The organism is Mycolicibacter engbaekii (genome assembly GCF_002101585.1).
Lineage (GTDB): Bacteria > Actinomycetota > Actinomycetes > Mycobacteriales > Mycobacteriaceae > Mycobacterium > Mycobacterium engbaekii.
In genome coordinates, this window is the sequence record NZ_LQOT01000073.1 from 1 (window position 1) to 15,765 (window position 15,765).

Below are 15,765 nucleotides of genomic sequence, written 5' to 3' on the forward strand. Positions count from 1 at the left end.
ACCCCGGTGCTCGATGCGGACTACTGGGCGGCCAACGTGCGCAAACCCGCACTGGTCAACCAGGCCGTCGCCGCCGCTGCGGCCGACCATGACACCTTCATCGAAATCAGCCCGCACCCCCTGCTGACCCACACCATCAGCGAAGCCGCCGAAGCCGCCACCGCCGAGCCGGTGACCGTGGGGGCGACGCTTCGGCGAGGCGACGACGAGACCCTGAGCTTCCACATCCAAGTCGCCGAACTCGGCTACCAGACCGGCGCCGGCGGGTTCGTCGAGCTGCCCACCACGCCCTGGCTGCACACCCGGCACTGGCTGCCGGCCCCCGAGCGGGCGATGCAGGCACCGGATGTCCATCCGCTGCTCGGCGTGCACGTCGAGTTGCTCACCGGCGGCGAGCACGTCTGGCAGAACGAGCTGAGCACCGCGGCGATGCCGTGGCTGGCCGAGCACCCGGTGCACGGACAGGCCGTTGCGCCCGCAGCGGCCCTGATCGAGATGGTCGTGGCCGCCGGCAGCCAGGCACTGGGCACCCCCGCCGAGTCGATCGAGGTGACCGGCCTGCAGATCGAGCAGCCGCTGGTGCTCGACGACACCACTCAGCTCACCACCACCCTGCGCGGGGCGCCCACCCAGGCACAGATCGAGATCCACGCCCGCGCGGCCGGGGAAGCATGGTCGCGATACGCCGTCGCCGATGTCGCCGTGGCACCGGCGCAACGCGCGGTCGAGCCGGCCCCCCAACAGCGCACGTTCACGCTGCCCGACCCGGGCTCCGGCGCCCATCCGGCCTACCGGCTCCCCCCGGCCGTGCTCGACGCCGCGCTGCGGAAGCTGGCGGCCGGTGTCGAGGCCGTGCAGCCCGGCCACGACGCCGACGGTGCGGGGTACGCGCCGGCCGCGGTCGCCGCGGTGCGGGTGTTCGCACCTGCCGGACGCCCGGTGCGCGGCCACGCCGAACTGAGCCTTGCCGACGACAACGCGGTGCGGGGCCGTCTGGTCCTGACCGACGACTCGGGTGCCCCGTGCGCCGAGCTCGCCGGCGTCGAACTGCGGCCCATCGATCCGCGCTCGTTGCGGGTGCCACTGGACCAGAAGACCTTCGCCACCGAGTGGGCGCCGGCGATCACTACGCCGGACGGCGCCACGGCGGCAGCCGGCAGCTGGCTGCTGCTGCGCGAGCCGTCCACCGGCGAGCTCGCCGAGCACCTCGCGGCCCGCCTGGGCGGGCCCGACCGCACCGTGTTCACCGGGGAGTTCACCGACGGACCCGCCCTGAACGAGGCGATCGAGCGCGCCGCCGCGGACCCCGCGCATCCGCCCGCCGGCATCGTCGTCCTGCTCGAACGCAGCGAATTCGCCGGGACCGATCCGGACAGCGCACTGGCGCGGGCCCGTGAACTGGTCTGGACGGCGTGGTCGGTGGCCCGGGCCGCCGTCGCCGGCTGGACCGACGCGTCCGCGGGCAGCAAGCCGCGACTGTGGGTGGTCAGCAGCGGTGGGCTGGCCTTCGGCGGCGACGAACCCGGCGATCCCGCCATCGGGGCGCTCAAAGGCGTGGTCCGCACCTGGCGCTTCCCCGGCGAACTGGCCCGCGTCCTCGCCGACGAGCCGGACCTGGGCGCCACCCTGGTCGACCTCGACCCCGCCCAGGGCACCGCGGACCGCGCCGATGCCCTGCTGGCCGAACTGGGCGCCCCGCTGCGCGACGACGTGATCGCCTGGCGCAACGGTCAGCGCTACACCGAGCGGCTGATCCGGGCGGCGCTCGACGGCGCCGGGGATGCCCCGGGCGACGATGCCGGCCACGCCACGGTCCGTGCGGACGGCTCCTATCTGCTCACCGGTGGGCTGGGCGGCTTGGGCACCGTGGTGGCGCGCTGGCTGGCCGAGCGCGGTGCCGGACGGATCGTGCTCAACGGCCGCAGCGAGCCGTCGCAAGCCCAGCGTGCCGTGCTGGCGGAACTGGGCGCGCAGACCGAGGTCGTCTTCGTCGCCGGCGACATCAGCGCACCGGGTGTGGCCGATCAGCTGGTGGCCGCTGCGCAGGAGACGGGCCGGCCGTTGCGCGGCGTCGTCCACGCGGCCGGTGTGCTGGGGGATGGCCTGGTGAGCGCCGTGACGCCGGAGAGCCTGGCCGATGTCTGGTCGGCCAAGGCCGTCGGCGCCGCCCGCCTGCACGCGGCTACCGCAACCGCCGAGCTCGACTGGTGGGTGGGCTTTTCCTCCATGGCCGCCCTGCTGGGGCTGCCCGGCCAGCTCGGCTACGCCACCTCCAATGCCTGGCTGGACGCCCTGATGGCGTGGCGGCACGCCTCCGGCCTGCCCGCGACCGCTATCAACTGGGGCCAGTGGTCCGATGTGGGGCTGGGCCGGTCGATGACGCTGAGCGTGCTGGACCCGATCAACCCGGACGAAGGCATCGAGGCGCTCGACGCGGTGCTGGCGGCCGACGCCGGCCGGATCGGCGCCCGGGTCGGGGTGGGACGGCTGCGCATCGACCGCGCGGTCGCCACGTCGCCGGAATTCCGCGACCTGACCTTCTTCGAGTCGCTCGTCGCCGAGGCCGGCGTGGCAATCGGTGCTGCTGAGGCCGGTGAGGTTTCCGCGGGCGGCGGCGCCGACACCTCGGCGACCGGCGCGCCGGACTGGTCGGCCATTCCCGCCGACCAGAGGCGCGATGAGCTGGTGGTCAGGCTGCAGGCTATCTTGGCTCGCGAACTGCGCACGTCGGTGACGGCGATCGATGTGGACCAGCCCTTCCCGGAGATGGGGCTGGATTCGATGATCGCGATGACCGTGCTGAAAGAGACACAACAGTTGGTGGGGGTGGATTTGTCGGCGTCAATGCTGTGGAATCACCCCAGCATCTCAGCGTTGGCGACGCACCTGGTGGGGCTGCTGGCGTCGCACTACGCCGAGCCGGACAGCACAGCAGGTCAAGACGACGACGATCTGGGGTTCGGCTCATCCGGCGGCGTGCTGGACGAGTTGTTCGATCAGGTCGAGTCGGCTTCGACCGGGAGCGAGAGCGGTATTTATTGATGACGACGATCTTCAACAGGATCTCGGCCATGAGCGCCGAGAAACGGGGGGCGCTGACCGAGCAGTTCGACAAGGCGTCGCGGATCGCGGCCGCCGAGCCGATCGCGGTCGTGGGGATCGGCTGCCGCTTCCCGGGTGGCGCCTCGGGCCCGGACGCCTACTGGGACCTGTTGAAGACCGGTCGCGACGCCATCACCGAGATCCCCGCGGATCGCTGGGACGCCGAGGAGTACTACGACCCGGACCCGCTGGCACCGGGCCGGATGTCGTCGAAGTGGGGCGGCTTCCTCTCCGATGTCGCCGGGTTCGACGCCGACTTCTTCGGCATCTCGCCGCGCGAAGCCGAGGCCATGGACCCCCAGCAGCGCCTGATGCTGGAAGTGGCCTGGGAAGCACTCGAACACGCCGGGATGCCGCCGGCAACCCTGTCCGGGATCCGGTCCGCGGTCATGATGGGCGTGTACTACACCGAGTATCAAGGCATTTCAGCGGCCAACCCGGATGCCATCGACGGCTACTCGGCCACCGGTAACGCGCACGCCGTCGCGGTGGGCCGGATCGCCTACCTGCTGGGTCTGCGCGGGCCGGCCGTGGCGATGGACTCGGCGTGCTCGTCATCGCTGGTCACCATCCACATGGCCTGCCAGAGTCTGCGCCTGCGCGAGAGCGACCTGGCCCTGGCCGGCGGGGTCAGCCTGATCCTGCGGCCGGAGACCCAGATCGCCATGGCCAAGTGGGGAATGCTGTCTCCACGCGGCCGATGCCACACCTTCGACGCCGGAGCGGACGGCTTCGTGCGCGGCGAAGGGGCGGGCGTCGTGGTCCTCAAACGCCTGACCGACGCCATCCGCGACGGCGACCGGGTGCTTGCGGTGGTGCGCGGCTCGGCGATCAACCAGGACGGCAAGTCCAACGGTTTGACCGCGCCGAACACCATCGCCCAGATCGACGCGATCACCCGGGCGCTGCGCAGCGCCGACGTCGCTGCCAACTCGGTGAACCTGATCGAAACCCACGGCACTGGAACGGCTTTGGGCGACCCCATCGAATTCGAGGCGTTGGCCGACGTCTACGGGCGCGGTGCGGCGAAATGCGCACTCGGTGCGGTCAAGACTAATATCGGCCACCTGGAGGCAGCCGCCGGGATTGCCGGATTCATCAAGGCCGCGCTGTCGGTTCAGCGCGGACAGATCCCGCCGAACCGCAACTTCTCCACCTGGAACCCGGCGATCGACCCGAGTCCCACGCGGCTGTTCGTGCCCACCGAGATGACCCCGTGGCCGGCCACCGAGGGTCCGCGACGCGCCGCGGTGTCGTCGTTCGGGCTCGGCGGAACCAACGCGCACGTCGTGCTCGAGCAGGGACCCGACCCGGTCCCGTCGCCGGCGCCGGCCGAGCCGGTCGCCACCTTGGTGGTGTCGGGCAAGACCGAGCAGCGGGTGGCGGAATGGGCCGCCACACTTGCCGACTGGATGGCCGGCCCGGGCGCCGCGGTCCCGCTGGCCGACATCGCCCGCACGCTCAACCACCACCGCAGCCGCTACGCCAAGTTCGCCACCGTCTGTGCCCGCGACACCGAGCAGGCGCTGGCCGGGCTGCGGGCGGTCGCCGGCGGCTACCCGGCACCCGGGGTGGTCGGCACGCGCGCCGAATCCCGCGGCAAGGGCACCGTATTCCTCTACTCGGGCCAGGGATCCCAATGGGCCGGGATGGGCCGGCAGCTGCTGATCGACGAGCCGGCCTTCGCCGCCGCCGTCGACGAGCTCGAACCGGATTTTGTTGCCCAGGTCGGGTTTTCGCTGCGCGGGGTGCTGGAATCCGGAGAGCCGGTGGTCGGTATCGACCGCATTCAACCGGTGCTGGTGGGCATGCAGCTGGCGCTGACCGCGCTGTGGCGGTCCCACGGAGTCGAACCGGATGCGGTGATCGGGCATTCGATGGGCGAGGTGGCCGCCGCCGTGGTGGCCGGTGCACTGAGTCCCGCCGACGGCCTCAAAGTGATCGCCACCCGGTCTGAGCTGATGGCGCGGTTGTCCGGGCAGGGCGCGATGGCGCTGCTCGAGCTCGACGCCGAGTCCGCCGAGAAGCTGGTCGCCGAGCACCCCGACATCGCCGTGGCCGTGTACGCGGCACCCCAGCAGACCGTGATCGCCGGCCCGCCGGACCAGGTCGATGCGGTGGTCGCGGTGGTGGACGCCCAGGGCAAGCTGGCCCGGCGCGTCGAGGTGGACGTGGCATCGCACCACCGGACCGTGGACCCGATCCTCGACGAGCTGCGCACCGCGCTGGCTGACCTCAAGCCGTCGGCGCCGAAGATCCCGCTGATCAGCACCGTGGGCCAAACGGCAACCGAGACACCGACTTTCGATGCCGACTATTGGGTGCGCAATTTGCGCAACCCGGTGCGGTTCGGCCGGGCCGTGACCGCCGCCGCTGCCGGCCACGCCACCTTCGTGGAGGTCAGCCCGCATCCGCTGCTCAGCCACGCCATCAACGGCAACCTTGAGACGGCACGCCCTGCCGGCGACAGCACCGTGACCGGCACCCTGCTGCGCGACCAGCCCGAGGCCCTGAGCTTCCACACGAACCTGGCCGCCGCCGCGCCGCCGCCGGCGCAGGCGCCGCAACCCGACGGTGGCCTGGGCCGCGTAGACCTGCCGGCGCGGCCGTGGCAGCACGTGCGGTACTGGGCGGCGCCGGTGGCGTCCAACCGGAACTCCGCCGACGCGCACCCGCTGTTGGGTACGCACGTCGAGCTTCCGTCTGGACACGGTCACGTCTGGCAGGCCGACGTGGGCACCGAGCTCGTCGCGTGGATGGCCCACCACAAGGTGCACGGCCAGATCGTCATGCCGGCCACCGGGTTCGCCGAGATGGCGCTGGCGGCAGCCGGACAGGCGCTGGGCCTGCCGCCCTCCGCGGTCGCCGTGGACCGGGTCGAAGTCGAACAGATGCTGCGCGTCGATGAGCGGACCGAGGTGACCACCCGGCTGCTGCACGACACCGACGGCTCCGACGAGCTGCGCATCGAGATACATTCCCGTCCCGCCGGCGGCGGCTGGTCCCGGCACGCCGTCGCCCGGGCCGTGGCCGCACCGGCCGGCCAACCGCAGCCTCGCACAGCGGCACCGGCGAGCGGGGGCACCGCGCTGTCCCCGGCGGACCTCTACACGGCGCTGCGCCGGACCGGTCTGCAGCACGGCCCGGCGTTCGCGGCGCTGACCCGCATCGTGCGCAAGCCCGGTGGCGTTTCGGAGGCCGAGATCGTGCTGCCCGACGAGGCGACCGGGCACCGCGGCTACCGCATCCACCCGGTGATGCTCGACGCCGCCCTGCAATGCCTGGCCGCCGCGCTGCCCGACGAGTCGCTGAGCGGAGCCTCCGACGCCACCTACCTGCCGGTGGCCGTGGAGACCATCCGGATCTTCGGCGATGTCGGCCGGCGCGCCCGCGGCCACGCCGAGGTGCTCAACCACGACGACGACGGGATCACCGGGCGCGTCACCCTGACCGACGACACCGGGACGGTCACCGCCGAGCTCTCCGGGATCTACCTGCAGCGCGTGCAGCGCCGCACCGTCCCGTTGCCGCTGAGCCAGAAGATCTTCGACACCGAGTGGCTCGAGGCTCCCGGCCCCGCCCAGCCCCCGTCAGCCGCCGACGGAAGCTGGCTGGTGCTCACCGACGGCCCCGAAAGCCAAGCCCTGGCAGCCGATTTCGCCGACCGGTTCAGCTCGCCGGACCGCCGCGTGATCACCGCGGACCTGACCAGCGAACCAGCGGTGCGGGAGGCCTTCGCGCAGACCGCCGGCGATCCCGACCGGCCCCCGGTGGGCGTCGTCGTGCTGGCCGCCCGCAGCGACTTCGACGGCACGGAGGCGGGCAACGATCCGGCCCGCGGTCGCGACCTGGCCTGGTCGGTCGCCTCGACGGTGCGCACCATTGTCGGGGGCTGGCACGGCACGGCGCCCCGGCTGTGGCTGGTGGGCCGCAACGGCCTGAGCGTCGACGCCGAGCAGCCCGAACACGGCGATCCGTCGATCTGCGCCCTCAAGGGCCTGGTGCGGGTGCTGGCCTATGAGCACCCCGATCTGCACACCGCCCTGGTCGACGTGGACGCCCGCACCGACGGCGCCGACCCGGTGGCGGCGTTGATCGCCGGCTGGGACTGGCCGGCACCGACGACGTGGTGGCCTGGCGCGGCGCGAACCGCTATGTCGAACGCCTCAGGCGGGCCAGCCTGACCGCGACGGGTGCCCCGGTCGTGCGGCGCGACGGCGCCTACGTGCTGACCGGCGGTCTGGGCGGTATCGGACTGGTCGTGGCCCGTTGGCTGATCGATCGCGGCGCTGCGCGGATCGTGCTCAACAGCCGCTCGCAGCCCTCCGAGGAGCAGCGTGCCGTGCTGGCCGAGCTCGAACAGCGGGCGCAGGTCGCCGTCGTCTCCGGTGATCTGGCCGCGCCCGGCGTCGCCGAGAGCCTGGTCGCCGCCGCCGAGGAGACCGGGTTGACGCTGCGCGGTGTGATCCACGGCGCCGCCGTCATCGACGATCAGATCGTGGTCGGCATCGACAAGGAGACGCTGGGCCGGGTGTGGGCGCCCAAGGCGTCGGCGGCGCTGCGGCTGCATGTGGCGACCGCCGGAAAGGACCTGGACTGGTGGGTCGGGTTCTCCTCGACGTCGTCGCTGCTGGGCGCCCCGGGCCAGGCGGCCTATGCCGCGGCCAGCGCCTGGCTGGACGGCCTGGTGGCGTGGCGGCGGGCCGCCGGGCTGCCGGCGATCACCATCAACTGGGGCCAGTGGTCCGGGGTGGGCGTCGCCCAGGAGCTGAAGTTCAGTGCGCTGGACCCGATCAGCCCCGACGAGGGCATGGAGGCGCTGGAGGCGATCCTCGGCGGTGATCTCGGCCGGATCGGTGTCGCGCGGCTGCGGCTGGACCGGGTGGCCGCGGCCTTCCCGGAGTTGCAGCAGCTCGGATACTTCGCCACCCTGGCCGAGGAGCTCGACCTCGATGCCGAGGACGACGACTGGCCCGGCCCCGAGGGGCTCAAGCAGCTCGACGCCGCCGAGGCCGCCAAGGCGGTCGTGGCCCGGCTGGGTTCGCGCATCATGGCGATCATGGGCTACCCCAAGGGCAGCGCCATCGACCCGGGGCGGCCGTTGACCGAGCTCGGAATGGATTCACTGATGGCCGTGCGCATCCGCAACACCGTGCGGGGCGACTTCGGGGTGGAGCCACCGGTGGCGCTGCTGCTGCAAGGAGCCTCGCTGACCGATCTGGCGGCCGACCTGTCCCGCCAACTCGGTCTGGCGGCGCAGGAAGGCTCAGACGGCGACGGCGACGCCGGGGGCGTTCGGAGCCGCGCCCAGCAGCGTGCCGCGGCGCGGCAGCGGGCGGCGGCGCGGCGGAAAGTAGGAGATCGTTCGTGACCAACAATGAAGTGCCGCCCAACGCGATCGCGGTTGTCGGCATGGCGGGGCGCTTTCCGGGTGCGCGCACGCTGACCGGATTCTGGAACAACCTGCGTAACGGCACCGAATCCATCGTCACGCTGTCCGAGGACGAGCTGCGCGCCAGCGGAGTGAGCGACAAGGCGCTGGCCAACCACAACTACGTGCGGCGCGCGGCGCTGCTGGAGGGCATCGACGAGTTCGATGCGGGTTTCTTCGGGTTCACCCCGCAGGCCGCCCGCACCATGGACCCGCAGCACCGGCTGTTCCTGCAGACCGCCTGGCACGCACTCGAGGACGCCGGGTACCGGCCCGGGGAGATCGAGGGATCGGTCGGCGTCTACGGGACCAGCACCACCAGTGGCTACCTGCTGCACAACCTGATGTCGCACTACGACCCGAACCTGATCATCGGGCAGGGCGTCAGCTTCGAGATGGTCAACCTGTCGCTGCAGAACGACAAGGACTATCTGGCCACCCGGGTGGCCCACCAGCTCAACCTGCACGGCCCGGCACTGTCGGTCCAGACGGCCTGCTCTTCGGCGCTGGTCGCGCTGCACTTGGCGTGCCAGAGCATCCTCAACGGCGAATGCGACATGGCGCTGGCCGGCGGTTCCTCGCTGCGGGTCCCGCACCACGTCGGCTACTGGCACGAGCCGGGCTCGATGGTCTCGGCGAGCGGGCACTGCCGGCCGTTCGACGTGCGGGCCGACGGCACGATCTTCTCCAGCGGCGTCGGCGTGGTGGTGCTCAAGTCGCTGGATGCGGCTGTCGATGACGGTGACCAGATCCACGCGGTGATCCGGGGTTCGGCGCTGAACAACGACGGCGGCACCAAGATGACCTATGCCGCGCCCACCGCCGCCGGTCAGGCCGACGTGATCGCCGAGGCGCATGCGGTGGCCGAGGTGGATGCCTCCACGATCAGCTACGTCGAATCGCACGGTACCGCCACCCCGCTGGGCGACCCGATCGAAATCGAGGGCCTGCGTCAGGCTTTCGCGGTCTCCGAGGAACAGCGGTCCGGCCCCTGCTATGTGGGCTCGGTCAAGTCCAACATCGGGCACCTGGAGTCCGCGGCCGGCATCGCCAGCCTCATCAAGACCATCCTGTGCCTCAAGCACCGGGCGATTCCCGCCACACTGCACTACACCAGCCCCAACCCCGAGCTGCACCTCGACGACGGACCCTTCCGGATCCGCAGCGAGTACGGTCCCTGGGAATCCGACGGCATCCGGCGCGCCGGGGTCAGCTCGTTCGGCGTCGGCGGCACCAACGCCCACGTGATCGTCGAGGAATGGCCTGAGCAGGAGACTGCCGCGCCGGCGCCGAAGCCCGGTCCCGAGGTGCTGTTGTTGTCGGCACGCACCGCCGAGGCACTGGCGCAGGGGCGCAAGGAGTTGGCTGCAGAGCTTTCCGGCGACGACGCCGAGGCGGCCAGCCTGCCGGACGTGGCCTACACGCTGGCCGAGCGGCACCCGCACACCCTGCGGCTGGCCGCGGTGGTCGCCGACCGCGCCGACGCGGTGGCGGTGCTGGGCGCCGAGGAGAGCGAGAACGTCTTCATCGGCGAGGGCGTCGACCCCGCCGACGCGGCCACCGAGGACCGGGTGGTGTTCCTGTTCCCCGGCCAGGGCGCCCAGCACATCGGGATGGCGCGCGGGCTCTACGACAACGAACCGGTGTTCGCCGAGTACTTCGACCGCTGCGCGGCCGGTTTCGAGGCGGAGCTGGGCTACGACCTGCGCTCGATGATCTTCGAGGGCACCTCCCGTGACCTCGAACGCACCGATCGCACCCAGCCTGCGCTGTTCACCGTGGAATACGCCCTGGCCAAGCTGGTCGAGAGCTACGGCGTGCGCCCGGCCGCGCTGATCGGCCACAGCATCGGCGAATACGCCGCGGCCACCGTCGCCGGTGTGTTCGACCTCGACACCGCGATCAAGGTGGTGGCGATGCGGGCCCGGCTGATGCACGCCGCGCCGCGTGGCGTGATGGTGGCCGTGCCGATCAGCGCCGAGGCGGTCGGTGCCTATCTGACCGGTGACGTCGACCTTGCCGCGGTCAACGACCCGGACGGCTGCGTGGTGGCCGGGGCCGAGGCCGACATCCGCGAGTTCACCGACCGGCTCAAGCAGGCCGGTATCAACGCGCGCCGGGTGCGGACCTCGCACGCCTTCCACTCCCGCCTGATGGACTCGATGATCTCGGAGTTCACCGCGTTCCTGTCCCGGCAGACGCTGCACGAACCGCAGCTTCCGTTGCTGTCGAACCTGACCGGCACGTGGCTGGCTCCCAGCGAGGCGACGAACCCGGCGACGTGGGCGCGCAGCGTGCGGGCCACCGTCCGGTTCGCCGACGAGATCGATGTCGTGCTGGGCGACCCGCACCGGGTCGTGGTCGAGGTCGGTCCGGGGGCCACGCTGACCGCATCGGCGGCCCGCAACCCGAAGTTCGCGAGCGGACATCGGGCCGTGCGCCTGATGCGGCACCACGCCCAGAACCGCGACGACCGCGACACCTTCCTGCTGGCGCTCGGCCAGCTCTGGGCCGCCGGGGTCGAGGTGGACTGGTCGCCGTTGCGCGGGGACTACCAGCCCAAGCGCGTCACCGTTCCGGGCTATCCCTTTGAGCGGCAACGCCATTGGCTTGAGCACAATGCGAACGCCACCTGGGTGTCCGGCGGCGCGAGCGCGGCTGGTGCCGCCGCGGGCGGTCCGAGCGGGGACGCCGCGGCCAGCGGTGAGTCGATAGAGGCGACACTGCAACGCATCTGGGCGTTGTGCCTGGGTGTCGGCTCGGTGGATCGCACGGCCAACTTCTTCGACGTCGGCGGGGACTCCCTGGTGGCGATCAGCGTCGCCATGGCCGCGTCGCACGAGGGGCTCGACCTGACCCCGCAGGACCTCTACGACAACCCGACGGTGGCGGCGCTGGCCAAGGCGCTCACCGCCCGGTACGCCGCCGGCGGGCTGGGCCGTCAGTCGCCCGGTGCGGTCGAGCACCCGCCGGTGCCGCCGAACATCGCCTACTTCCTGGAAAACGGTGTTCGCGAACACGGGCGCTGGCGTATCCCGGTGGTTCTGCGGTTGCGGCCCGACATCTCGGCCGACGACGTGCGATCCGTGCTGTCGGCGGTGGTCAATCACCATGAGGCGCTGCGTCTGCGTATCACCGAGCGGGCCGGCACCTGGGAGCAGCGGATCGTCGAGCCCGGCGACTTCGGCGAGATCAGCATCCACAACCTGCCGGAGGGCCTGACCGCAGAGGACGACGCGGTCCGCACGCTGCTCGCCGAGCACATCCGCGAGCAGGACCTGTCCAGCCCACCGCTGACGGCGCTGTATGTGCGGGGCGCGGCAGGCGATCTTTGCTACCTGGCGCTGAGCCTGCACGCCGCCGTCGGCGACGAGGCCTCCCGTGACATTCTGCTCACCGATATCTTCACCGCATTCGGGCAGAAACTGGGCGGCAACGACATCGAACTGCAGCCGGTCGGGGTCGGCTGGGCCGAATGGTCGCAGCGGTGCGCTGGGCTCGCGACCCATCCGGCGGTGCTGGAGAGTCGCGAGTTCTGGTTGCAGACAACGCAATCAGCGACTCTGCGGCTGGCCGCCGAGGCCGCCGAACCTCCGGCGGCCGCCGACCTGTGCACGCTGTCCACAGCACTGCCCGCCGTGGACACCAGCGAGATCGACGACGCGCGGCGGCGGCTGCGACTGCCGATCAACGAGATCCTGCTGGCCGGGCTGGGCCGGGCGGTGGCATCGGCGGTCGGTGCGGGCAGCATCGCGGTCGACATGGGGGGAGCGGGCCGGTCGGTGCTCAAGCCCGACGTCGACCTGCGGCGCACCGTGGGCTGGTTCACCACCATCTATCCGGTCGCGCTGAGCTGTTCGCCGGCCGGGCAGACATCCGCGCGGCAGCTGCTGGACTCGGTCCACGAAGCCGTGGACGGTGTCCCGCATTACGGGATCGGCTACGGACTGCTGCGCTACCTCTACGCACCGACGGCGCGGCGCCTGGCCGCGGTCGCCCCGGCTGACATTCACTTCGCCTACCTCGGGGCGATCCCCGAGCCGCCGTCGCTCGGCGACTCCCCGGTGCAGTTCGACCCCGACACCGCGATGCCGGTGCGCGAGGCGATCGCGGGGCTGGGGCACGCACTGGAGCTGCGGGCCTATCGGACCGGTGGAGTGCTGCACGTGGACTGGTGGTTCGACAGCCGCCGCATCGAGGAGTCCGTGGTGCGTTCGCTCGCCGACGGGTTCACCGCGGCGGTGATGGAGCTGGTCCGCGAGGCCGTCGCCGAACACGACTCGGAGTCCGCCGCGCAAGACGGCGAAATGACCCTGGTCGAGTTGTCGTAGAGGGGATATCGCCACAAGTGTTTGCCACCTCGGTTATCCGCAAGCTCGCCAACAGCGAGGAGATGCTGGCCGAAACCCACAATTTCGTGGGTCTGGCGGCCCATGTCACCGGTCCGGTCGACATCGATCTGCTCTCGGAGGCCTACGAGGCGCTGCTGGAGGCACACCCGATCCTCACCGGACGCCTGGAGCGTCTGCCGGACGGGCACCACCAGTTCGTCACCGACGACCTGATGCCCGACGGTATCGAGGTCATCGAGCTCGACGGGCCCGAGGAGCAGCCGCCCGCCCCGCACTTCGACCAGACCGAGTCGTTGGTGGCGATGCGGGTGATCATCCGCGACGGGCAGGCCCAGCCGACGCTGTACGTGCACCATGCCGTCGCCGACGGCCACCACATGTACGCGTTGATCGAGGAGATGCTGTCCTACTACACCGATCTGGTCACCACGGGACGGATCGGTGCGATGAACATCGAGCCCGCTCCGCTGTCGATCGAGGCGGTGCTGTCCGATCGGGGGATCGACAAGCAACAGCGCTCCGGAATCGAGCGTTTCATGCCGGCGTTGTTCGCCTACGATCTGCCGCCGACCCGGCGGGCGGTCGCGGGGCAGGCGCCGTCGTCGCCGGTGCTGGTGCCGATGGCGTCGTGCCGGCTGACCGAAAGCCAGACCGACAACGTGGTGGCCTTCGGCCGTGCGCACGATCTGAGCCTGCACGCCGTGCTCTCCGCGGCGGTGCTGATGGCCGAATGGCAGCTGCGCGGCAAGCTCAGCATCCCGGTGCCCTACGTCTACACCGTCGACTTGAGATACTTTCTGTCGCCGCCGGTTTCGGCCACCGGTTGCACCAACCCGATCGGGCTGGCCACCTACCTGGCCGAGGTCGACACCAAGACCGACCTGGTCGAGCTGGCTCGCGATATCGCGGCGAACTTCCAGAAGGATCTCGACGAGGGCGTGATCCAGCAGTCCCGGCTGCACTTCAGTCCGCAGTACGTGGGGAACCCGCCGGGGCTGCCCGATGTCGTGGTGCTGAGCAACAACGGATTGGTACCGCCGGTGCGCACACCACCGGGCGTGGAGGTCACCACAACGCACGGTGAGCTGTACTTCGCGGTCAGCGCGGGGATCGACATCTACTTCACGCAGATCTTCGCCGGCCAGCTCAACATCGAATACCACTCCCACGGACCGGAGCCGGAGCGCTCGGTGGAGGCGATTCGGGCGCTGCTCTGCAGTATCGCCGAGCAGCACGCCGCCGGCGTCAGCTGACCGGGCCGAAGGCGTAGCGGTGGTACTGCAGCATTGCCCGCAGCGGCCGCACCGCCCGGGCCAGGCGGCTGGAACGCCGGAATCCGGCCGGAACCCGGTCAAAGGTCTGCGCGTCGAAGAAGTCGGTGGCAGCCAGCAGCCGAACGCCGTTCACCTTGTCCAGGATGTCGCTGGGGTCGTTGACCGCCCAGTGCAGTGTCGCGCCGGACTGGCGCTGCAGGCGGTGCGTCTTCTGCGTCTTGATCCCGAACCAGTTGTAGAAGTCGATCTGCAGTTCGCCGGACGGGAACTTGTCGACGATGCTCTGCAGCAGTGCCACGCCGTCGGCTTCGGTCAGGTACATGCTGATGCCCTCGGCCAGCAGCAGCACCGGGCGGTCCGCCGGGATCTTGTCCAGCCACGTCGGGTCGGTGGCCGAGGTCGCCATCAGGTGGTAGCCGGGGCGGTCGGGGTAAACCTGTGCGCGCAACGCGATCACCGGCGCCTGGTCGACGTCGTACCAGGTCACCTCGGGCCCCGGATTGATGCGGAAGACCCGGGCGTCGAGGCCGCAGCCGAGGTGGATGACGGTGGCGTCGGGGTGGCTGGCCAGGAACTGCCGAGCCCAGATGTCGTACTGGGCGGTGCGCACGGTCACCAGGGGCGCCCAGCGGCCGGGAGCTTTAAGGGCGTCCCAGTCGAAGTCGATGCGCTCGACGGCCTCCTTGGCGTACCGGTCGCCCAGCACCGGGGAGTCGAAATCGGCATCGAGTGCTTTGAGATAGAGCGTCGTCAGCATGGTTGCCGCGGCGCCGTGCAGGTCGACGGGGATCTTGTCTGCCACGTCGGCGAGCCTAATACGCTGGACGGGCATTCGATGCACGCACGGTCGGACCCGGCGGTTCAGCGAGGCTCGACGCAGGAGAGTCGAAGCTGGGACCGCCGCATGGAACAGGAGGCACAGATGGCGGCACAGACCAGCGAACGCGACGGCCGAGCGCCGCGGATCCTGTTGTTGTACTACAGCTTCTCCGGGCAGTCGCGCAAGGTGCTGGAGACCGCCGGCGAGGTGTTCGCGCAGCGAGGCTGCGAAGTGGTGGAGGCCGGCATCGAATTCACCGACCCGCGCTATTCGCAGCGGTTCGCGGAGTTCCCGCTGCGCCGGGTCTGGCCGGACATGCTCAGCGTGCTCAAGGCGCAGCAGCGGGGGGAGACGGGGCAGATCCGCACGCCCGACGCGGTGCGCGACGGCGAGTACGACTTGATCTGCATCGGCTCTCCGACGTGGTGGAAAGCGCCGGCCATGCCGATCAGGTCGTTCCTCAAAACAGACGAGGCGCGAAAGCTTTTGAACGGCAAGCCGTTCGTGGTGTTCACGGTGTGCCGTGAGTTCTGGCAGGAGAACTACGCCGAGGTCTGCCGGCTCGCCGAAGAATGTGGTGGGCGCTATCAGGACGAGATCCACTTCAGCTATCCCGGTGACCCGTTGCGTTCGATGCTGGCGCTGACCAGTTTCCTGGGCAGCGGACGCTACCGAGAGCGTTACCTGGGGCTTCGGCTGCCCCCGACCAATGTTTCGCCCGAGCAACTCGACCGGGTCCGCACGTTCGCCGCCGGCCTGGTGGGCCGGCTGTTCGGCAAGTGAGAG

Annotated in this window: 5 protein-coding genes and 1 pseudogene; 5 read left to right on the top strand and 1 reads right to left on the bottom strand. The window is 70.8% G+C overall.

The annotated features are described in order from the left end of the window. The 4 genes and pseudogenes from AWC02_RS18545 to AWC02_RS18560 form a co-directional block, all read left to right on the top strand. Positions 1-3,042 (top strand): SDR family NAD(P)-dependent oxidoreductase (locus tag AWC02_RS18545; RefSeq protein WP_133055665.1); only part of this gene is annotated, 3,042 nt, incomplete at its 5' end. Further along, positions 3,042-8,473 (top strand): annotated as a pseudogene (locus AWC02_RS18550) (type I polyketide synthase). The gene AWC02_RS18545 and the pseudogene AWC02_RS18550, both read left to right, overlap by 1 nt. Next, on the top strand, positions 8,470-12,864 hold the full coding sequence (locus AWC02_RS18555) for a type I polyketide synthase (protein WP_272818992.1): 4,395 nt from the start codon (positions 8,470-8,472) through the stop codon (positions 12,862-12,864). The pseudogene AWC02_RS18550 and the gene AWC02_RS18555 overlap by 4 nt, the downstream one beginning before the upstream one ends. 17 nt (positions 12,865-12,881) lie before the next feature. Further along, positions 12,882-14,138 carry a phthiocerol/phthiodiolone dimycocerosyl transferase family protein gene (locus AWC02_RS18560; RefSeq protein WP_085130173.1) on the top strand — a complete coding sequence of 419 codons (1,257 nt, stop codon included), beginning with the start codon at positions 12,882-12,884 and terminating at the stop codon, positions 14,136-14,138. Here AWC02_RS18560 and AWC02_RS18565 read toward each other — a convergent pair. Then, complete coding sequence (locus AWC02_RS18565; RefSeq protein WP_085130174.1) at positions 14,131-14,961, bottom strand: class I SAM-dependent methyltransferase; 831 nt, start codon at positions 14,959-14,961, stop codon at positions 14,131-14,133. The genes AWC02_RS18560 and AWC02_RS18565 overlap by 8 nt on opposite strands. Positions 14,962-15,063: 102 nt before the next feature. On the opposite strand from AWC02_RS18565, the gene AWC02_RS18570 reads away from it, so the two are divergent. Then, a complete protein-coding gene (locus AWC02_RS18570; RefSeq protein ID WP_085130175.1) occupies positions 15,064-15,762 on the top strand; it encodes a flavodoxin family protein in 699 nt (232 codons plus the stop codon). Positions 15,763-15,765: the final 3 nt, after the last annotated feature.

Coding starts and splice junctions, on each gene's coding strand:
- AWC02_RS18570 (WP_085130175.1), top strand. CDS start 15,064: ATGGAACAGGAGGCACAGATGGCGGCACAGACCAGCGAACGCGACGGC.